This window comes from Streptomyces sp. NPDC048001 (assembly GCF_043203115.1).
Classification (GTDB): Bacteria; Actinomycetota; Actinomycetes; order Streptomycetales; family Streptomycetaceae; genus Streptomyces; species Streptomyces sanyensis.
Genome location: NZ_JBIDBN010000016.1, coordinates 103,830 through 123,048 on the forward strand (window position 1 = coordinate 103,830; position 19,219 = coordinate 123,048).

Genomic DNA, 19,219 nt, shown 5'->3' on the forward strand with positions numbered 1-19,219 from the left:
CTGAGTCAGTAGAAGTGACCCAAGGGGCGGACCCGCAGGCGAGGAGGAGACACCGGACGTGGATGCCGAGCTGACCAACAAGAGCCGTGACGCGATCAACGCCGCGAGCAACCGGGCCGTACAGGGTGGTCACGCCGACCTGACCCCGGCCCATCTGCTGCTGGCGCTCCTCGCGGGCCAGGACAACGAGAACCTCGTCGACCTGCTGGCGGCGGTCGACGCCGACCAGGCCGCCGTGCGCGCCGGTGCCGAGCGGGTGCTCGCCCAGCTCCCCAGCGTCACCGGCTCCACCGTCGCCCCGCCGCAGCCCAACCGCGAACTCCTCGCGGTGATCGCGGACGCCTCCCGCCGGGCCAAGGAGCTGGGCGACGACTACGTGTCCACCGAGCACCTGCTCGTCGGCACCGCGGCCAAGGGCGGGGCGAGCGCCCGGATCCTGGAGGAGCAGGGCGCCACCGCCGCACGCCTCCTCGACGCCTTCGAGAAGACCCGCGGCGCCCGCCGGGTCACCACCCCCGACCCCGAGGGCCAGTACAAGGCGCTGGAGAAGTTCGGCACCGACTTCACCGCCGCCGCCCGCGAGGGCAAGCTGGACCCGGTGATCGGCCGCGACCAGGAGATCCGCCGCGTCGTGCAGGTGCTCTCCCGCCGCACCAAGAACAACCCGGTGCTCATCGGGGAGCCCGGTGTCGGCAAGACCGCCGTCGTCGAGGGGCTGGCCCAGCGCATCGTCAAGGGCGACGTACCGGAGTCCCTGCGCGACAAGCGCCTCGTCTCCCTCGACCTGGGCGCCATGGTGGCCGGGGCCAAGTACCGCGGGGAGTTCGAGGAGCGGCTGAAGACCGTCCTCTCCGAGATCAAGGAGAGCGACGGGCAGATCATCACCTTCATCGACGAGCTCCACACGGTCGTCGGTGCGGGCGCCGGCGGGGACTCGGCGATGGACGCGGGCAACATGCTCAAGCCGATGCTGGCCCGCGGCGAGCTGCGCATGGTCGGCGCCACCACCCTCGACGAGTACCGGGAGCGGATCGAGAAGGACCCCGCCCTGGAACGGCGCTTCCAGCAGGTGCTGGTCGCCGAGCCGACCGTCGAGGACACCGTCGCCATCCTGCGCGGGCTCAAGGGCCGCTACGAGGCGCACCACAAGGTGCAGATCAACGACAGCGCGCTGGTCGCCGCCGCCACCCTCTCCGACCGGTACATCACCTCCCGCTTCCTGCCCGACAAGGCCATCGACCTCGTGGACGAGGCCGCCTCCCGGCTGCGTATGGAGATCGACTCCTCGCCCGTCGAGATCGACGAGCTCCAGCGCTCCGTCGACCGGCTCCGCATGGAGGAGCTGGCGCTGAAGAACGAGTCGGACCCGGCCTCCAGGGAGCGTCTGGAGAAGCTGCGGCGCGACCTGGCCGACCGGGAGGAGGAGCTGCGCGGGCTGACCGCCCGCTGGGAGAAGGAGAAGCAGGGGCTCAACCGGGTCGGCGAGCTGAAGGAGCGCCTCGACGACCTGCGCGGCCAGGCCGAGCGCGCCCAGCGCGACGGCGACTTCGACACCGCCTCCAAGCTGCTCTACGGCGAGATCCCGACCCTGGAGCGCGACCTGGAGGAGGCCTCCGAGGCCGAGGAGGAGGCCGCCAAGGACACCATGGTCAAGGACGAGGTGGGCCCCGACGACATCGCCGACGTGGTCGGCTCCTGGACGGGCATCCCCGCGGGCCGCCTGCTGGAGGGCGAGACGCAGAAGCTGCTGCGCATGGAGCAGGAGCTGGGGCGCCGCCTCATCGGCCAGTCCGAGGCCGTGCAGGCCGTGTCCGACGCGGTGCGCCGCACCCGGGCAGGGATCGCGGACCCGGACCGCCCCACGGGCTCCTTCCTCTTCCTCGGCCCGACCGGTGTCGGGAAGACCGAACTGGCCAAGGCCCTCGCGGACTTCCTCTTCGACGACGAGCGGGCCATGGTCCGCATCGACATGAGCGAGTACGGCGAGAAGCACAGCGTCGCCCGGCTGGTCGGCGCCCCTCCCGGCTACGTCGGCTACGAGGAGGGCGGCCAGCTCACCGAGGCCGTCCGCCGCCGCCCGTACAGCGTGGTGCTCCTGGACGAGGTGGAGAAGGCCCACCCCGAGGTCTTCGACGTCCTGCTCCAGGTGCTCGACGACGGCCGGCTCACCGACGGCCAGGGCCGCACGGTGGACTTCCGCAACACGATCCTGGTCCTCACCTCGAACCTGGGCAGCCAGCACCTCGTCGACCCGGCGCTCGGCGAGGAGGAGCGCAGGGAGCGGGTCCTGGCGGCCGTCCGCGCCGCGTTCAAGCCGGAGTTCCTCAACCGGCTGGACGACCTGGTGGTCTTCTCCGCGCTCACCCGCGAGGAGCTGACCCATATCGCCGGGCTCCAGATCGACCGGCTGGCGGCGCGGCTCGCGGAGCGCCGGCTCGCCCTGGACGTCACCCCGGCCGCCCTGGAGTGGCTGGCCGAGGAGGGGAACGACCCCGCCTACGGAGCCCGGCCGCTGCGGCGCCTGGTCCAGACGGCGATCGGCGACCGGCTCGCCAGGGAGATCCTCTCCGGCGAGATCCGCGACGGCGACACCGTCCGGGTGGACCGCGGCGAGGACGGGCTGCTGGTGGGCCCGGCGCGGTGACCTCGGCGGTCGCCCGCCGACCGGCCCGGCCCCGCTCCGCCGCACGGCGGAGCGGGGCCGGGCCGTGACCGCTGCGGACGGGGACGGCCGTGGGACGGACCGGCGGCGTGCACCCGCCGCCCGCGCGCGGAGCGGCGCCCGGCGGGCCCGGGGGCGGCCGCGTCCGCAGCGTGCGGGCCCCGCGGGCGGCCGTCGCCACCGGCCAAGGACCCCGCCGCGCCCTCCTCCCGGTCCACCGTCCGGCGATCCTGTCAGCTCGCAGCGGATCGGGCGCGGCGGGGCTTGCGTCGGGCGGGCGGGCATGGGAGAGGATGGCCGCATCCGTACGAAGGGAAATTCACGGTGACCATCGATCCGTCCTCGATTCCGAACTTCGGGGGCCAGCCCCAGCCTCAGGCCGCAGGACCGGCGGGCCCCGTCGTTCCCGACCAGGACCTGGTCAAGCAGCTGCTCGACCAGATGGAGCTCAAGTACGTCGTCGACGACGAGGGCGACCTCGCCGCGCCGTGGGAGGACTTCCGCACGTACTTCATGTTCCGCGGCGAGAAGGAGCAGCAGATCTTCTCGGTGCGGACCTTCTACGACCGGCCGCACCCGGTCGAGAAGCGGACCGAGATCCTCGACGTCATCGACGACTGGAACCGCCGCACCCTCTGGCCGAAGGTGTACACCCACCTCCACGAGGAGGACGAGGCGGCGCCGACGCTCCGCCTCATCGGCGAGGCGCAGATGCTGATCGGCACCGGCGTCAGCCTGGAGCACTTCGTCTCCTCCACGGTCAGCTGGGTGCGCGCCTCGATCGAGTTCGACAAGTGGCTGGTCGAGCGCTTCGGCCTGGCCGAGGGCGGGAAGCCTGCCGAGGGCGAGGAGCCCTCCGGCGAGGCCTGAGCCCCGGCGGCGTCCGACGGCAGGGCCCGGGGGAAGGCGTCCGACGCCTTCCCCCGGGCCCTGCTGCTTCCGCCCCGCTCTCGCAGCCGCATCGCCACGCTCGATGACAGGGCGCTGTCCGCCGTATCCCGACCGCACACGGGAAGGAACGACGGCCGTACCTTCACCCTCGACCTCGACGGACTCCCGCGCCCGGAGGCCGGGTCGAACGCCCGCCGACGACGTTCCGTCAGCTTTCGCGGCGGTATCGGCACCGTGCGATCAGGAGGCCGTCCCCGGTGGCCTTGCAGACCAGCCGGTGCTCGACCTCGATACGGCGCGACCGGCGCCCTGGAGTCCGTGCCTGAGGGCGAGAGGGCTCCGTGGGGGGCGGCGGTGCGTCCTGGCCGCCCTCGACCAACTCGGCCGTTGTCGCGGTGTGCGACTGCGTCGCAGAGGGCCGGCTCGGCGTGGGCCGACGCGCGGTCGAACCGCTCACCGCGACGGGTCTCCGCCGCCGGCACCTCCCGTGACCCGGTCTCATTCGGGCGAAGGGGCGTGAGCTCACGGTGCCATGCGTGCGAGGCGGTCGGCGGCCTCGGTGAGGACGTCGTCCTTCTTGCAGAAGGCGAACCGGACGAAGGGGGCGCCGGCCTCCTGGTGGTCGTAGAAGACGGCGTTGGGGATGGCGACGACGCCCGCCCGTTCGGGGAGGGTGCGGCAGAAGGCGAAGCCGTCGGTGGCGCCGAGGGGGCGGATGTCGGCGGTGACGAAGTAGGTGCCCTGGGGCAGGTAGACCCCGAACCCGGCGGCCCGCAGGCCGTCGGCGAGCAGGTCGCGCTTGCGCCGCAGGTCGGCGCGGAGGCCGTCGAAGTAGGCGTCCGGCAGGCGGAGCGCCTCGGCGACCGCGTACTGGAAGGGGCCGGCGCTGACGAAGGTCAGGTACTGCTTGGCGGTCCGGACCGCGGCCACGAGTTCCCGGCTGCCCGTCGCCCAGCCGACCTTCCAGCCCGTGAACGCGAAGGTCTTGCCCGCGCTGGAGATGGTGACCGTGCGCTCGCGCATGCCGGGGAAGGATGCGAGCGGCAGGTGCTCGCCCTCGAAGACCAGGTGCTCGTAGACCTCGTCGGTGACGACGAGCAGGTCCCGTTCCACCGCCAGCGCCGCCACGGCCGCGAGCTGGTCGCGGCCGAGGACCGTGCCCGTCGGGTTGTGGGGGGTGTTGAGCAGCAGCAGCCGGGTGCGCGGGGTGACCGCGTCCCTGAGTTCGTCCAGGTCCAGGTGGTAGGAGCCGTCGCGGGGCCGCAGGGTCACCGGCACCCGGACGCCCCCGGCCATGGCGATGCAGGCCGCGTAGGAGTCGTAGTACGGCTCCAGGGCGATCACCTCGTCACCGGGCTCGACCAGGGCCAGCAGAGCCGCGGCGACCGCCTCCGTGGCACCCGCGGTCACCAGGACCTCGGTGTCGGCGTCGACGTCCAGGCCGTGGAAGCGGCGCTGGTGGTCGGCGACGGCGGTGCGCAGCTCCGGTACACCGGGCCCGGGCGGGTACTGGTTGCCCCGGCCGTCGCGCAGGGCGCGCACCGCCGCCTCGCGGACCTCCTCGGGGCCGTCGGTGTCGGGAAAGCCCTGGCCGAGGTTGATCGACCCCGTGCGTGCGGCCAGCGCGGACATCTCGGCGAAGATCGTCGTGCCGAACTGGGCCAGCCGCCGGTTCAGCAGCGGTCGTGGTGCCGTTTCGCGTCCTGTCATGGCTGCATCCTGGGTGAACCTCTGGACTTGCTCAAGTCTGCTTTGGGCCTGGGAGCCCGAGGGCATTCCCCTGGCACGCGCGAACATCGCGCGGGGAAAAGCACATCCGGCAGGAAGCGGGCGGCGCGCGGCGTCACCGCTTCGGGGGAGACGCAGAAACGGGGGAAGCGATGGAGGCGTTCGTGATCGTCTGCATCCTGGTGCTGGCCGTGATCATCGCGGTGACGAAGTCCGCGGTGCGCAACGGCCCGCAGAGGCGGGGGCGCCGGCGGGTGGGCGGCGGGTCCGGGTCCGGCGGCTGGTGGGCCGGGTCCGACGGCGGAGGGTCCTCGTCCTGCAGCGGAGGGTCCTCGTCCTGCGGCGGCGGCAGTGGCGGCGGTGGCGGGTCGTCCTGCGGCGGTGGTGGCGGCGGGTGCGGGGGAGGCAGCTGAGAACCCGAGGTTCCACGGAATGGCTCCGGCGGTGAAATGCCTTCGGAGCCCTTCCTGTTGACGGGAGAATATTCCGCGGGCAGCAGTGGCGTTTCCCCGCGTCGGAGCCCAGTGGGCTTTTACCGGTGAACAGTTGAACCGTTGGGCCCCCGGGGGGATGGAAACCGCGGCAAGTTGGTAAAAACCCCTGTGGACGACCAGCCGTTCATGATTCCCTCAGAGTCGGAACCGAGTGGTTCCAGTCAGCCCTCGGACCAGTCGTGGACCCGAGCAGGCCACCCCCTCGATGCCATGCCTCCGCTTCCGGAGTGCCCGGTCCACGTGTCCACCCCGCCGATGCGCGTCCTGCGGAGCCGACCCATGCTCACGACCATCGATACCCCCTACACCGACACCCGAGCCGACGACCTCGCCTGGGCGCTCGGCAGGGAGCCGCTGCCCGCCCTGGCCGTCCTCGACCTCGAACTGTGCGGCGCGGCAGTGCAGTTGCGCCTTCTCGGCGCCTCCCACCAGGTGCTTCTCAGGGAGGCCGACGTCTCCTGCTCGGAGACCGTCGCATGCATCCCCGGCAGCAGCACGCCCCTGCCGCTCGGAGTGGCCGAGCGGATCGGCGACCGGGAGTACGCGTTCGCGGCCCGCGTCGAGACCCTGTCGCGGCGCGCCTTCGCGGGCCGCGCACAGGAGCTCCTCGCCCTGGTGGCCGACCACCCCCACGGTCTCGCGGGCACGTTCCCCGGCGACCCGCACGCCTTCACCGCGATGCTCGCCCGGTACGCCGACGGCCGGGTGCAGTGGCGGACGTGGCACGCCTACCCGCAGGAGGGCCGTCTGGTCGTCACCCGGACGCGGTTCGGAGGGCTGCGCCGGGCCGCTCCGGCGGTCGCGCGGGAGCGGCGCACCACCGTGGCGAGTTAACTCGTGTGGGTGACCATACGTGGGGCGCATGTAACGTAGCGTTACAGAGGTGATCGACCAGCGGCAGCCCTCATCCTCCACGGACGGGGTGCCGCTGCCCGTGGGGCCCGACGTCGGCCGATTCCTCGTCCTGGCGGTGGTGTTCGTCTGCGCGGCCTGCGGCCTCGTCTACGAGCTCGAGCTGGTCGCGCTCGCCTCCTACCTGATCGGGGACTCGGTCACCCAGGCGTCGGTCGTGCTGTCCGTGATGGTCTTCGCGATGGGCGTCGGCTCCCTGCTCGCCAAGCGGCTTCGCTGCCGGGCCGCGGTCGGGTTCGGCGTGCTGGAGTCCGTGCTGGCGCTGATCGGCGGCAGCTCGGCCATGGTGCTCTACGCCGCCTTCGCCTGGACGGGCGGGTCCCGCGTGGTGCTGGTGGTGTTCTCCCTGGCGATCGGCGTGCTCATCGGCGCCGAGATACCCCTGCTGATGTCCCTCATCCAGCGGGCCTCGCGCAGGGACGCGGAGGGCACCGTCGCCGACCTCTTCGCCGCCGACTACGTGGGCGCCCTGGTCGGAGGGCTCGCCTTCCCCTTCCTGCTGCTGCCCTGGCTCGGCGAGCTGACCGGTGCCCTGGCCACCGGGGCGGTCAACGCGGTCGCCGGGGCGGTGCTGGTGCTGTGGCTGTTCCGCCGCGACCTCACGCCGCACTGGCGCCGCCGCCTGCTCCTGCTCAACGCGGCCGTCCTCGCGCTGCTGGGCCTCGCGGCCGTCCTCGCCGGGGACTTCGAGGCGGCCGCCCGCCGCGCCGTCTACGGGGACGAGGTGCGGGTGGCCGTCCGCACCGAGGCGCAGGAGGTCGTCCTGACCGGCCCGCCCTCCGGGCCGCCCGACCTCTTCCTCGACGGCCGCCTCACCGTCCGAGGGCGGGATGCCCACCGCTACCACGAGGCCCTGGTGCACCCCGTGATGAACGGCCCGCACGCCCGGGTGCTCGTCCTCGGCGGGGGAGACGGCCTCGCCGCGCGCGAGGTGCTCCGCTACCGGGACGTCCGCTCGGTCACCGTCCTCGGGGCCGACCCGGGCCTGGTGGACCTCGCCCGGACGGACCCCGGACTCGCCGGACTCAACGGCCGGGTCTACGGCGACCCCCGGCTGGAGGTCGTGCAGGAGGACCCCTTCTCGCGGCTGCGGCTCGCCGAGCCCCGCGCCTACGACGTGATCGTCTCCGATCTGCCGGATCCGGCCGCGGCGGCGGACACCAAGGGCTACTCGCTGGAGTTCTACGGCCTGGCCCGCCGGGCCCTCGCACCCGGCGGGCGGATCGTCGTGCACGCGGGTCCGCCCGGCAGCCGGCCGCGGAACTTCTGGACGGTGGAGGCCACGCTCGCCGCGGCGGGGTTCGCGACCACCCCCTACCGGGACCGCTCGGCGCCGGGCGGTGACCGCGGCTTCCTCCTCGCCGCGCCGGACGCCGCACCGCCCCTGTCACTGCCCGAGGGCGCGCCGCCGCTGCGCTCCGGGCTCCGGGAACGGCTGTCCGGGGCCGCCCCCGCCGCCGAGCGGACCCGGCTGAGCGGGCTGGAGCCCTCCACCCTGGTCCGCCCCCGCTACCGGTGACGCCCGGCGCCCGGCCCGGCGCAGTCCGCCCGGAGCCCGGCCCGGAGCCCGGCCCGGAGCCCGGCCCGGAGCCCGGCCCGGCGCAGTCCGCCCGGAGCGAGGCCCACTCCGCCCGGCCCGCCCCGCCCGCCCGGCAGCCCGTCCCGGGCCCGGTCCGCCCGGCCCGTCCCGGTCCGCGCGGGCGCCCTACCCGGCCGACCGGTGTCCCGGACGGCCGCGCACACGCCGCGCTGCTCCGTCGGCGCAGCGTGCCTCTGCCGTTCGTGCGGTCCCCCGGAGCGTGCGCCGGGGGAAGGGCAGACGGGGCCGGTCCGGCTGAGTACGCTCGTTTCCATGGAGCATGAGGCGTTCGTCCCGGTGCCCGCTGAGACCCTGCGACAGGCCCTGAGGGACCCCGCGCGGGTCGCCCGGTGCGTTCCGGGGCTCCAACGCGACGCCGACGCGGAGGCCGGTCCGCTCTCCGGCAGGCTCAAGCTCCGGGTCGCCAACCACTCGATCACCTACCGCGGGGAACTCCACCTGGTGGAGCAGGGCCGTGCCTTCGTCGTCGAGGGCGAGGGCACCGAGGTCCGCGGAGGCGGCTCCGTGAAGATCACGCTCGCCATCCGTCCCGAGCCCACCGACGGCGGGACGACGCTCACCTTCACGGGCTCGGCCAGGGCCGAGGGGCGGCTCGCGGAGCTCCCCGCCGGTCCGCGGACCGCCGCCGGGCACCGGATCCTCGACCGGTTCGCCGAGTCCCTGGCAGCGGCCGCCTTCGAGGAGCCCCCGCTCGGCGGAGCGCAGCCGCCCCGGGCCGGGGGAGCCGCGGCCGCGGCCGCCGGTACCGACGGCCCCCGCGGCGCCGAGGGCCCGGACGGCGGGCCGGACGCCGGGGACGGCACCCCGGTGGAGGGCCGCGGGCCCGAGGACGCCGCCGCAGGTGAGCCCGCGCCCGGGCCGCGGGAGCCCGGTGCCACCGGTGCGGTCGGCGACCCGGACCGGCACGAGGCGGCGGAGCCCGGTGCCGAGGACGGGGGGCCCGGCACGGTCGAGCCGCCCGTCGAGGACCCGGACCCCGCCCCGGGCGCCGTCTTCGACGTGCCGGTGCCGCCCCCCTCGCTGGGCCCCGACACGGAGGACGCCTTCGACGACGGCTCGGACGACGACGTGGACGGCGGGGCACGGCAGTTCCACGGCGAGGACGACGAGGACGACGGGGACGACGTGGTCGACCTCGACGGACTCGGTGACCTCCAGGACGTCGAGGGCTTCCGCACCCTGGGCGACCCCGACGCCGAGGCCGCCCACGCCAGGCGCACGATGATCGGCCGCAGCGCCGAGGAGGTCGACCACGCCCCGCCCCGCGGCCGCTATGCGCCGACCCCGGCACCGGCCGCCTCCGGCTCGGGCGCGGCCCTGCGGTGGATCGCCCCGGCCGCCGCCCTGGCCCTCGCCTCCGCCGTCGTCGTCAGCCGCATCCTGCGCCGCCGCGGCTGAACGGCACCCGGTGGCGTGCTCCGGCCGCGCCCGGTCCGCGGCCGGACCGGCCGCCGCGCGCCGGGCCCGGCCGAGCTGACCGTCCGGGCGCGACCGCGCGGCTACTGTCGTGGGGTGAACAGCAGCGAACAGAGCATCCGGCTGGCCGCCGGGGACGTCGAGTTGACCGTGCATCCGGAGAACGGCTGCCGTATCGGGAGCCTCCGTATCGGCGGTACCGAACTGCTGCGCCAAGGGGCCCACTACGGGACCTTTCCCATGGTGCCCTGGTGCGGACGGCTGCGGGACGGACGCTTCCGCGACGGCGCCGCCACCCACCAGCTCCCGCTGAACGCGGCCCCGCACGCCATCCACGGCACCGGCCGCGACACCGCCTGGCGGACGGCCCGCAGCGACGGGAGCGAGGCGGCGTTCACCTACCGGCTGACCGACCCCTGGCCGTACGCGGGCCGGGTCACCCAGACCTTCGCCCTCGCCGAGGACTCCCTGACGGTCGCCATGGGCGTGGAGACCACGGAGACCTCCTTCCCCGCCCAGGTGGGATGGCATCCCTGGTTCCTGCGCACCATCGGCGGCGAGCGGGCGCGCCTGGACTTCTCCCCCGAGTGGCAGGAGGAGCGCGGGGAGGACCATCTGCCGACGGGGAAGCGCATCACCCCCCTGCCCGGCCCGTGGGACGACTGCTTCGGGATGCCGGACGGAGTGCGCGCCACGCTGACCTGGCCCGGTTTCCTGGAGCTGGAGGTCTCCAGCCGGGCCCGGTGGGTGGTGGTCTACGACGAGCAGGAGGAGGCCGTCTGCGTGGAGCCCCAGTCCGGGCCGCCGGACGGCCTCAACACCGATCCGGAGCTGGTCACGCTGATCGACCCGCTGGAGCTCGCGATGACCTGGACCTGGCGGCGGCTTTAAGCTCTGGGGCATGACTGACGTTCGTGCGGAGCTGCTCCAGCAGATCAAGGACAAGGCCGTGGTGCACGGCAAGGTGACCCTCTCCTCGGGCATCGAGGCCGACTGGTACATCGATCTGCGCCGGATCACGCTCGACGGCGAGGCCGCCCCGATGGTGGGCCAGGTGATGCTGGACGCCACCGCCCACCTCGACTACGACTGCGTCGGCGGCCTCACCCTGGGCGCCGACCCCGTGGCGACCTCCATGCTGCACGCCTCCGCCGCCCGGGGCCGCCGCCTGGACGCCTATGTGGTGCGCAAGACGGGCAAGGCCCACGGTATGCAGCGCCGTATCGAGGGCACGGACGTGAAGGGCCGCCGCTGCCTGGTCGTCGAGGACGTCTCGACCACCGGGGGCTCCCCGCTGACCGCCGTCGAGGCGGTCACCGAGGCGGGCGGCGAGGTGGTGGCCGTCGCCGTGATCGTCGAGCGCGGTGCCGCGCCCCGGATCGCCGAGGCGGGGCTGGAGTACGTCAGCGCCTACGGGCTCCCGGAGCTCGGACTCGCCTGACCTCACCCGTCCGACCGGGGCCGCGGCCTTTCCGTCGGAACCGGCTGATCCGGCCGCGACCTGCGATATCACCCAGGGGCGTCCTGTTTCACGTGAAACAGGACGCCCCTGGCGCATCCGGGCACACGGGCCCTGTGGTGCCGGACCCGGAGTCTGGAAAGATAAGGCCCGACGATGACGTCGCCCACAGGTCAGGGCCAGCACCACACACCCGCACATCACAAGGAGCGGACACATGCCCATCGCGACTCCCGAGGTCTACAACGAGATGCTCGACCGGGCGAAGGCAGGCAAGTTCGCCTACCCGGCCATCAACGTGACTTCGTCGGGGACCCTGCACGCCGCGCTGCGCGGCTTCGCGGAGGCCGAGAGTGACGGCATCATCCAGATTTCGACCGGTGGCGCCGAGTTCCTCGGCGGCCAGCACAGCAAGGACATGGTCACCGGCGCCGTCGCCCTGGCCGAGTTCGCGCACATCGTCGCCGCCAAGTACGACATCACCGTCGCGCTGCACACCGACCACTGCCCGAAGGACAAGCTGGACGGCTATGTCCGCCCGCTGCTCGACATCTCGGCCGAGCGGGTGAAGGCCGGGCGCAACCCGCTCTTCCAGTCGCACATGTGGGACGGCTCGGCCGAGACCCTCGCCGACAACCTGGCCATCGGCCAGGAGCTGCTGGCCCAGGCCGCTGCCGCCAAGATCATCCTTGAGGTCGAGATCACCCCGACCGGCGGCGAGGAGGACGGTGTCTCGCACGAGATCAACGACGAGCTGTACACCACGGTGGACGACGCCCTGCGCACCGCCGAGGCCCTCGGCCTCGGGGAGAAGGGCCGCTACCTGCTGGCCGCCTCCTTCGGCAACGTCCACGGTGTCTACAAGCCGGGCAACGTCGTGCTCCGCCCCGAGCTGCTGAAGGACCTCCAGCAGGGGGTCGGCGAGAAGTACGGCAAGGCCGCGCCCTTCGACTTCGTCTTCCACGGCGGTTCCGGCTCCACGGCCGAGGAGATCAGCACCGCCCTGGAGAACGGCGTGGTGAAGATGAACCTCGACACCGACACCCAGTACGCCTTCAGCCGCCCGGTCGCGGGCCACATGTTCGCCAACTACGACGGCGTGCTGAAGGTCGACGGCGAGGTCGGCTCGAAGAAGACCTACGACCCGCGGACCTGGGGCAAGCTGGCGGAGGCCGGCATGGCGCAGCGCGTCACCGAGGCGTGCGCCGCGCTCCGCTCCACCGGCACCAGGATCAAGTAGGCGCCACCCGGCGCGACCGCAGGTACCGCACGGCGGGCCCGGTGTCCCCTCGGCGAGGGGCGCCGGGCCCGCCGCGCATCGGGAGGGGAGGACCGCGATGGGCGCGGAGGAACGGTTCGACTTCGACACACCGGTGGACCGCACGGGCACCTGGTGCATCCAGTGGGACGGGGTTGCCGACCGGTTCGGGGTGGACGGCCTGCTGCCGTTCACCATCTCGGACATGGACTTCCCCTCGCCGCCGGTGGTGCTCGACGCCCTGCACCAGCGGATCGACCACGGGGTCTTCGGCTACACGGACTGGCGGCAGGAGGACTTCCTCTCGGCGATCCGCGACTGGTTCGCCGAGCGCCACGGCACGGCCGTCGACACCGGGAGGGCCGTCTACGCCCCCTCCGTCCTCAACCAGCTCTCCCAGCTGCTGCGGATGTGGTCCGGCCCCGGCGAGGGCGTGGTCGTCCACACCCCCGTCTACGACGGCTTCACCAAGGCGATCAGCGGTCTGGGCCGGGAGCTGCGCGGTGTGCCGGTGGGCGACGAGAGGGCGCTGGAGGCCCAGCTCGCCCGCCCCGACAGCCGGGTCCTCGTGCTGTGCTCGCCCCACAACCCGACCGGACGGGTGTGGACGGCCGCGGAGCTGTCCCGGACCGCCGCGCTGGCAGCCGCCCACGACGTGGCGGTGATCAGCGACGAGATCCACGCCGACCTCGTCCACCCGGGCGCGGTGCATCTGCCGTGGACCCGCTTCGGCCGGGGGCGCTGGGCGCTGGTCACCTCCGCCACCAAGGCTTTCAACTTCCCGTCGCTGAGCGGTTCGTACGGGATCATCGGCGACGCGGCGGACCACGCCGCCTTCCTGCGCCGGATGGGGACCGGGGAGGGGCTGGCCTCTCCGGCCGTGCTCTCCCTGACCGCCCACATCGCCGCCTACCGGGAGGGCGGCCCCTGGCTCGACGCCCTGCTGGCCTATGTCTCGGGCAATCTGCGGATGCTCGCCGACCGGCTGCACACCGCCTTCCCCGACCTGGGCTGGCAGCCACCCGCCGCCGGCTATCTGGCCTGGATCGACCTGCGGCCCCTCGGAGCGGGCGAGCGGTTCAGCGACGAGGAACTCCAGCGGGAGCTGATCGGGAAGGAGCGGGTGGCCGTGATGCCCGGGGGCGTCTACGGGGCGCCCGGCTTCGTCCGGCTCAATGTGGGCTGCCCGCGGAGCAAGGCGGAGGCGGGGGCGGACGCCCTGGTCAGGGCCGTGGGGCGGCTGTCCGGCCGCGCGGGCGGCGCCGCCCGCTCGTAGGACGCCGACCCGGCTGCGATGATCGCCCCATGACCCAGGGACCGGACCTTCGACTGGCCTCGCCCACAGGGCGCTGGGTGGTACTGACCACGGTGCTCGGCTCGGGCATGGCGCTGCTGGACTCCACGGTCGTCAACGTCGCCCTCCCCCGCATCGGCGAGGACCTCGACGCCGATCTTCCGGTCCTTCAGTGGACGGTCAACGCCTACATGCTCGCGCTCGCCGCGCTGATCCTCCTCGGCGGGGCGCTCGGGGACCGCTACGGGCGGCGGCGGGTCTTCGTCCTCGGGGTCGTCTGGTTCGCGGTCGGCTCGCTGCTGTGCGGCCTCGCACCGACCGGTGAGGTCCTGGTCGCGGCCCGGGCCCTCCAGGGGATCGGCGGAGCACTGCTCACCCCGGGATCGCTGGCCATCATCCAGGCGAGCTTCCACCCGGACGACCGGGCCCGTGCGGTCGGGCTGTGGTCCGGCCTCGGGGGAGTGGGCGCCGCGATCGGCCCGTTCGTCGGCGGCTGGCTGGTCGACGGCCCGGGGTGGCGCTGGGTCTTCCTGCTCAACGTGCCGCTGGCCGCCGTGTGCGTACCGATCGCCCTCCGCCGCGTCCCCGAGTCCCGTGACCCCCGGGCGACCGGCCGGTTCGACGTCGCGGGCGCGGCGCTCGGGGCGCTGGCGCTCGGCCTGGTGACCTATGCGCTCATCGACGCGACGCCGTGGGCCGGGCTGCTCGGTGTCGCGGTGGGCGTGCTCTTCGTCCTGCGCGAGCACCGGACGCCGGAGCCCATGCTGCCGCTCGGGCTCTTCCGGGTGCGCCTGTTCACCGCCGTGAACACGGTCACCGTCTGCGTCTACGCGGCCTTCGGCGGGTTCTTCTTCCTGATGGCCCTCCAGCTCCAGGTGGTCTCCGGCTACTCGGCGCTGGGTGCCGGGCTCGCGCTCGTGCCGACCACCGTGCTGATGCTGCTGCTCTCGGCCCGCTCCGGCGAGCTGGGCGAGCGGATCGGACCGCGCATCCCGCTGACCGTCGGCCCGCTGGTGTGCGCCGCGGGGATGCTGCTGGCGCTGCGTGTGGGGGAGGACGCCTCCTACGCGGCCGACGTCCTGCCCGCCGTCCTGGTCCTGGGCCTCGGCATGGTGACGCTCGTGGCCCCGCTGACCGCCACCGTGCTCGCCTCGGTGGACACCGCGCGCGCCGGCATCGCGAGCGGGGTCAACAACGCGGCGGCGCGGGCGGCCGGGCTGGTCGCCGTGGCGGCGCTGCCGCTGCTGGCGGGCATGGGCCCCGAGGCGTACCGCTCGGCCGCCGAGTTCGGTGCCACCTTCCGGCGGGCGATCCCGATGTGCGCGGGCATCCTGGTGGTTGGGGCGCTCATCGCCTGGACGACGGTCCGGCGCCCGGAGGAGCCCGCCACGGGAGAGCAGCCCCACCCGGAGTGCCGGATGAGCTGCCCGGTGGCGGCTCCGCCGCTGGAGGCCCTGGAGGCTCCGGAGGACGACCCCGGGGCGGCCCCGCCGCCCGGCCGCGGGGCGGGCGGCGGCTGACGCGCCGGTACGGGCGGCCGCGCCGCCCTCGGCCGGGGAGCGCGGCCGGGCGGCGCCCGCCCGGAGGGGACGCGGGCGGGCGGGACCTGTGAGACTGGGGGCATGTCGATCCACGAGAACCTGCTCGGGGGCCCTCCCCCGACCCATCTGCCCGACGAGCCCGAGCCGCGCGAGCTGCTCGCGGGCGGCACGGAGCCCGCCGACGTGGCGGCCAAGTACCCGACCAGCTCCCTGGCCTGGGCGCGCCTGGCCGACGACGCCTTCGAGGGCGGCCGGGTCGTCGAGTCCTATGCCTACGCCCGCACCGGCTACCACCGCGGCCTGGACGCCCTGCGTCGCAGCGGCTGGAAGGGCCACGGCCCCGTGCCGTGGGAGCACGAGCCGAACCGGGGCTTCCTGCGCGCCCTGCACGCCCTCGCCCGGGCCGCCCAGGCCATCGGCGAGCAGGCCGAGTACGAGCGCTGCACCACCTTCCTGCGGGAGTCCTCGGAGACGGCCGCCGACACCCTGGGCTGAACCGGGACGATCGCCCACGACACGCCCGGGGACCCGCCGCCGGTTCCCCGGCGGCGGGCTCGCACATCGGTACGATCGTCGAATTGTTGATCATGTGCCGCCGCCCGGCACACCCGGCGGGCGGCGGCACCAGGGTCCGTTCGGCTGCCGGGCGGGTGTACCGCCGGTGCCGGGGCCCCTACCTCCCCCGTCCCGCGCGGACCAGGGGGGAAGACTGCCGTGGGCAAGCGTGCCGCCGTCGCCGCCGCCGGTCGGGGGACCGGACGCAACCGCCGCGCACCGGGCCGCGCCGCCGTTCCCGGCCGCGCCCGGCGCTCCCCCCGCCCCGGGAACTCCCCCCGCCCTCGTGGGGAGAGCGGGCGGCAGGCACCGCGGAAGGACGCCGGAGGTCCCGGCCCGCGTGGGGGCCGCCGCCGACCCGCCGGGCAGCTCCTGCTCGCCGCGCTGGTCGCGGCGGCCTCCCTCCTCGGCGGCGCCCTCCTCGCCCACTGGCGGGGCCCCGGCGGCGCACCTCCCGCCGTCGCCGCTCCGTCGGCGCCTCCCGGCACCGCCGCGCGGGCCACACCACCCCCCTCGCCGGCGTCCCCGCCCGCGCCCCGCCCCTCGCCCCCGGCCTCCTCCTCCGCCCCGCCGAGCAGCGACCCGCCCCGGGTGCCCGCCTCCGGACCGGGCACCTTCACCGTCGCCCAGGCCGCCGGCGATCCGGTGGGCGGCAGCGGCACGCTCCGCCGCTACCGGGTCGAGGTCGAGGACGGCATCGACGTCTCCGCCCGCGGGGCGGCCGCCGAGATACAGCAGATCCTGGCCCATCCGCAGGGCTGGGCGGCCAACGGGCGCGGCCGCTTCCAGCTGGTCGCCTCGGGAGCCGACTTCACCATCCGGATCGCCACCCCGGCCACCGCCGACCGGCTCTGCCTCGCCCAGGGCCTCGACACCGGCGGTGAGCTCAACTGCGAGACCACCGACGGCGTCGTGGTGAACCTGCGCCGCTGGCTGCTGGGGTCCCCCACTTTCGCGGGCACACCAGCGGAGTACCGGCACCTGATCATCAACCACGAGGTCGGCCACGAGATCGGCATCCGGCAGCACCTGGGCTGCCCCGGCCCGGGGAGCCCGGCGCCGGTGATGATGCAGCAGATCAAGGGGCTGGACGGGTGCCGCTCCAACGCCTGGCCCTACACCGCGAACGGGACGTACATCACTGGACCTGCGGTGTGATGCTCGTCTTATGATGCCGGTGGGGACCGGGGCCCACACCTAGAGGGAAGGGGCGGACCGCTACCCGGACCGTCGAGGAGACAGCGATGTCACATGACGCCGCCCCGAATCTTGACTTCGCGGGCACCACTCCCTACGAGGACTACGTCCAGGCCGACGTCCTCACCCATCTCCAGCACCCCCTCTCGGACGACCCGGGAGAGATGGTCTTCCTGGTCACCACCCAGGTCATGGAGCTGTGGTTCACCGTCGTCGTCCACGAGTGGGAGACCGCCGCACGCGCCCTGCGCGAGGACGACCTGCCCGTCGCGATGGACGCCCTGCGGCGCTCCGCGCGGGAGCTGGAGGCGCTGAACGCGTCCTGGAGGCCGCTCGCCCAGCTCACCCCCGCCCAGTTCAACTCCTACCGCAGCGCCCTCGGCGAGGGCTCGGGCTTCCAGTCCGCCATGTACCGGCGCATGGAGTTCCTGCTGGGCGAGAAGTCGGCGTCCATGCTGGTGCCGCACCGGGGCGCGCCGCGCGTCCACGCCGAGCTGGAGAAGGCCCTGTCCGAGCCGAGCCTGTACGACGAGGTGCTGCGGCTGCTGGCGCGCCGGGGCCACGCCGTCCCGGCCGAGGTGCTGGAACGGGACCTCTCGCAGCGCTACGAGCCCTCCGAGGAGGTCGAGCGGGTCTGGGCCGGGCTGTACGGGGCCGAGGACCAGGACACCGAGCTGATGCGCCTGGCCGAGCTGCTGACCGACGTCGGCGAACTGGTCTGGCGCTGGCGCAACGACCACCTGGTGGCGACCCGGCGGGCCATGGGCTCCAAGGTCGGCACCGGCGGCTCCGCGGGGGTCTCCTGGCTGGAGAAGCGCGCCCGCAAGAACGTCTTCCCCGAGCTGTGGACGGCGCGCAGCCATGTCTGAGTCCCCGGCCGCACGGGCCGCGGCGCTCGACGCCGCAGACGAACTGGCGGGTGCGCGCAAGCTGTTCGCCCTGGACGACGGGGTCTACCTGGACGGGAACTCGCTCGGCGCACTGCCGGCGCACGTACCCGACCGGGTCGCCGACGTGGTGCGGCGGCAGTGGGGCGAGCTGCGGATCCGCTCCTGGACCGAGGGCGACTGGTGGACCGCGCCGGAGCGGGTGGGCGACCGGATCGCCCCCCTCGTCGGCGCGGCCCCCGGACAGGTCGTCGTCGGCGACTCCACCAGCGTCAACGTCTTCAAGGCCGTGGTCGGCGCCGTGCGCCTGGTCGGCGACCCGGCGCGCACGGACGTCCTGGTCGACGCGACGACCTTTCCCACGGACGGGTACATCGCCGAGTCGGCGGCCCGGATGACCGGGCGGCGGATCGTCCCGGTGGACCCGGGCGAGCTGACGGCGGCCCTGGGCCCGTCGACGGCGGTCGCCCTGGTCAACCACGTCGACTACCGCTCGGGACGGCTGCACGACCTGCCCGGGCTGACGGAGGCCGTCCACCGGGCGGGCGCGCTCGCGGTCTGGGACCTCTGCCACAGCGCCGGGGCGCTGCCGGTGGGGCTGGACGCGCACGGCGTGGACCTCGCGGTGGGCTGCACCTACAAGTACCTCAACGGGGGGCCCGGCGCCCCGGCGTACCTGTATGTGGCCCGACGCCACCAGGAGGCGTTCGACTCGCCGCTCCCGGGGTGGACCTCCCACCAGGACCCGTTCGCGATGAGCCCCGCCTACGCCCCCGCCCCCGGGGCGGTCCGCGGCCGGGTCGGCACCCCCGACATCCTGTCGATGCTGGCCCTGGAGGCGGCGCTCGACGTGTGGGACGGCGTCTCGATCGAGGCGGTCAGGGCCAAGAGCCTGGCCCTGACGGACTTCTTCCTGGAGTGCGTCGCCGCCTACGTCCCCGCGGGGCGCGTCGAGGCGATGACACCGGCCGCGCACGGGGAGCGCGGCAGCCAGGTCGCACTGCGCTGCGCGGACGCCCCCCGGGTGATGGAGGAGCTGATCGCCCGCGGGATCGTCGGGGACCTGCGCCGCCCGGACGTCCTGCGCTTCGGCTTCACTCCGCTGTACGTCGGTTTCGCCGACGCCGAGCGGGCCGCACGGGTGCTGGCCGAGGTGCTGGCCGGGGAGGCGGGGGAGCGCTGACCCCCGGCGGGGGGGGGGCGGGCGGGCGCCGCCCCCCCCCCCCCCCCCCCGGGCCCCGGCCCCCCCCCCCCCCCGCGGCGGGCAACGGGGGGGGACGCGCGCGGGGGGTAAGAAGGCAAAAAGAAAACCCCCCACGCGCGAG

Annotated in this window: 15 protein-coding genes; 14 read left to right on the top strand and 1 reads right to left on the bottom strand. The window is 74.3% G+C overall.

Annotation, left to right across the window (positions count from 1 at the left end; all coding sequences use genetic code 11):
• Positions 1-58: 58 nt before the first annotated feature.
• Both clpB and ACGF15_RS26500 read left to right on the top strand, forming a co-directional pair.
• Positions 59-2,644 (top strand): ATP-dependent chaperone ClpB, encoded by a 2,586-nt coding sequence (gene clpB / locus ACGF15_RS26495; protein ID WP_345611645.1) that lies wholly within the window; start codon positions 59-61, stop codon positions 2,642-2,644.
• Between the two features lie 342 nt (positions 2,645-2,986).
• A complete protein-coding gene (locus ACGF15_RS26500; protein WP_345611643.1) occupies positions 2,987-3,532 on the top strand; it encodes a YbjN domain-containing protein in 546 nt (181 codons plus the stop codon).
• A gap of 543 nt (positions 3,533-4,075) precedes the next feature.
• Here the strand turns inward: ACGF15_RS26500 and ACGF15_RS26505 are convergent.
• Positions 4,076-5,263, bottom strand: a complete 1,188-nt coding sequence (locus ACGF15_RS26505; protein ID WP_392802527.1) for a pyridoxal phosphate-dependent aminotransferase — start codon at positions 5,261-5,263, stop codon at positions 4,076-4,078.
• A gap of 791 nt (positions 5,264-6,054) precedes the next feature.
• Here ACGF15_RS26505 and ACGF15_RS26510 point away from each other — a divergent pair.
• From ACGF15_RS26510 to kynU, 12 genes are all read left to right on the top strand, one after another.
• Positions 6,055-6,609, top strand: a complete 555-nt coding sequence (locus ACGF15_RS26510; protein ID WP_392802530.1) for a DUF2617 family protein — start codon at positions 6,055-6,057, stop codon at positions 6,607-6,609.
• 49 nt (positions 6,610-6,658) lie between these two features.
• Positions 6,659-8,206, top strand: a complete 1,548-nt coding sequence (locus tag ACGF15_RS26515; RefSeq protein ID WP_392802533.1) for a polyamine aminopropyltransferase — start codon at positions 6,659-6,661, stop codon at positions 8,204-8,206.
• A gap of 333 nt (positions 8,207-8,539) precedes the next feature.
• Positions 8,540-9,685, top strand: a complete 1,146-nt coding sequence (locus tag ACGF15_RS26520; protein ID WP_392802536.1) for an SRPBCC family protein — start codon at positions 8,540-8,542, stop codon at positions 9,683-9,685.
• A gap of 114 nt (positions 9,686-9,799) precedes the next feature.
• A complete protein-coding gene (locus tag ACGF15_RS26525) occupies positions 9,800-10,594 on the top strand; it encodes an aldose 1-epimerase (RefSeq protein WP_345611633.1) in 795 nt (264 codons plus the stop codon).
• A 10-nt stretch (positions 10,595-10,604) separates the two neighbouring features.
• Entirely contained in the window at positions 10,605-11,144 is a 540-nt protein-coding gene (pyrE, locus tag ACGF15_RS26530) for an orotate phosphoribosyltransferase (protein ID WP_345611629.1), read from the top strand.
• A gap of 235 nt (positions 11,145-11,379) precedes the next feature.
• Positions 11,380-12,402, top strand: coding sequence for a class II fructose-bisphosphate aldolase (gene fbaA, locus ACGF15_RS26535; protein WP_392802540.1), 1,023 nt, complete (start codon positions 11,380-11,382; stop codon positions 12,400-12,402).
• 97 nt (positions 12,403-12,499) lie between these two features.
• Positions 12,500-13,696 carry a MalY/PatB family protein gene (locus tag ACGF15_RS26540; protein ID WP_392802543.1) on the top strand — a complete coding sequence of 399 codons (1,197 nt, stop codon included), beginning with the start codon at positions 12,500-12,502 and terminating at the stop codon, positions 13,694-13,696.
• Positions 13,697-13,725: 29 nt separating this feature from the next.
• Positions 13,726-15,234 (top strand): MFS transporter, encoded by a 1,509-nt coding sequence (locus ACGF15_RS26545; protein ID WP_392802546.1) that lies wholly within the window; start codon positions 13,726-13,728, stop codon positions 15,232-15,234.
• A 102-nt stretch (positions 15,235-15,336) separates the two neighbouring features.
• Entirely contained in the window at positions 15,337-15,750 is a 414-nt protein-coding gene (locus tag ACGF15_RS26550) for a DUF3151 domain-containing protein (RefSeq protein ID WP_256522562.1), read from the top strand.
• Between the two features lie 651 nt (positions 15,751-16,401).
• Positions 16,402-16,968 (top strand): DUF3152 domain-containing protein, encoded by a 567-nt coding sequence (locus ACGF15_RS26555; protein ID WP_362615802.1) that lies wholly within the window; start codon positions 16,402-16,404, stop codon positions 16,966-16,968.
• An 86-nt stretch (positions 16,969-17,054) separates the two neighbouring features.
• A complete protein-coding gene (locus tag ACGF15_RS26560; RefSeq protein ID WP_362615803.1) occupies positions 17,055-17,876 on the top strand; it encodes a tryptophan 2,3-dioxygenase family protein in 822 nt (273 codons plus the stop codon).
• Positions 17,869-19,077, top strand: a complete 1,209-nt coding sequence (gene kynU, locus ACGF15_RS26565) for a kynureninase (protein WP_392802551.1) — start codon at positions 17,869-17,871, stop codon at positions 19,075-19,077. The genes ACGF15_RS26560 and kynU overlap by 8 nt, the downstream gene beginning before the upstream one ends.
• The last annotated feature ends 142 nt before the right edge of the window (positions 19,078-19,219 follow it).

Excerpts from the sequence above, each read along its gene's own strand:
- ACGF15_RS26505 (WP_392802527.1), bottom strand. The coding sequence starts at position 5,263 with ATGACAGGACGCGAAACGGCACCACGACCGCTGCTGAACCGGCGGCTG.
- ACGF15_RS26510 (WP_392802530.1), top strand. The coding sequence starts at position 6,055 with ATGCTCACGACCATCGATACCCCCTACACCGACACCCGAGCCGACGAC.
- ACGF15_RS26520 (WP_392802536.1), top strand. The coding sequence starts at position 8,540 with ATGGAGCATGAGGCGTTCGTCCCGGTGCCCGCTGAGACCCTGCGACAG.
- pyrE (WP_345611629.1), top strand. The coding sequence starts at position 10,605 with ATGACTGACGTTCGTGCGGAGCTGCTCCAGCAGATCAAGGACAAGGCC.
- fbaA (WP_392802540.1), top strand. The coding sequence starts at position 11,380 with ATGCCCATCGCGACTCCCGAGGTCTACAACGAGATGCTCGACCGGGCG.
- ACGF15_RS26540 (WP_392802543.1), top strand. The coding sequence starts at position 12,500 with ATGGGCGCGGAGGAACGGTTCGACTTCGACACACCGGTGGACCGCACG.
- ACGF15_RS26545 (WP_392802546.1), top strand. The coding sequence starts at position 13,726 with ATGACCCAGGGACCGGACCTTCGACTGGCCTCGCCCACAGGGCGCTGG.
- ACGF15_RS26550 (WP_256522562.1), top strand. The coding sequence starts at position 15,337 with ATGTCGATCCACGAGAACCTGCTCGGGGGCCCTCCCCCGACCCATCTG.
- ACGF15_RS26560 (WP_362615803.1), top strand. The coding sequence starts at position 17,055 with ATGTCACATGACGCCGCCCCGAATCTTGACTTCGCGGGCACCACTCCC.
- kynU (WP_392802551.1), top strand. The coding sequence starts at position 17,869 with ATGTCTGAGTCCCCGGCCGCACGGGCCGCGGCGCTCGACGCCGCAGAC.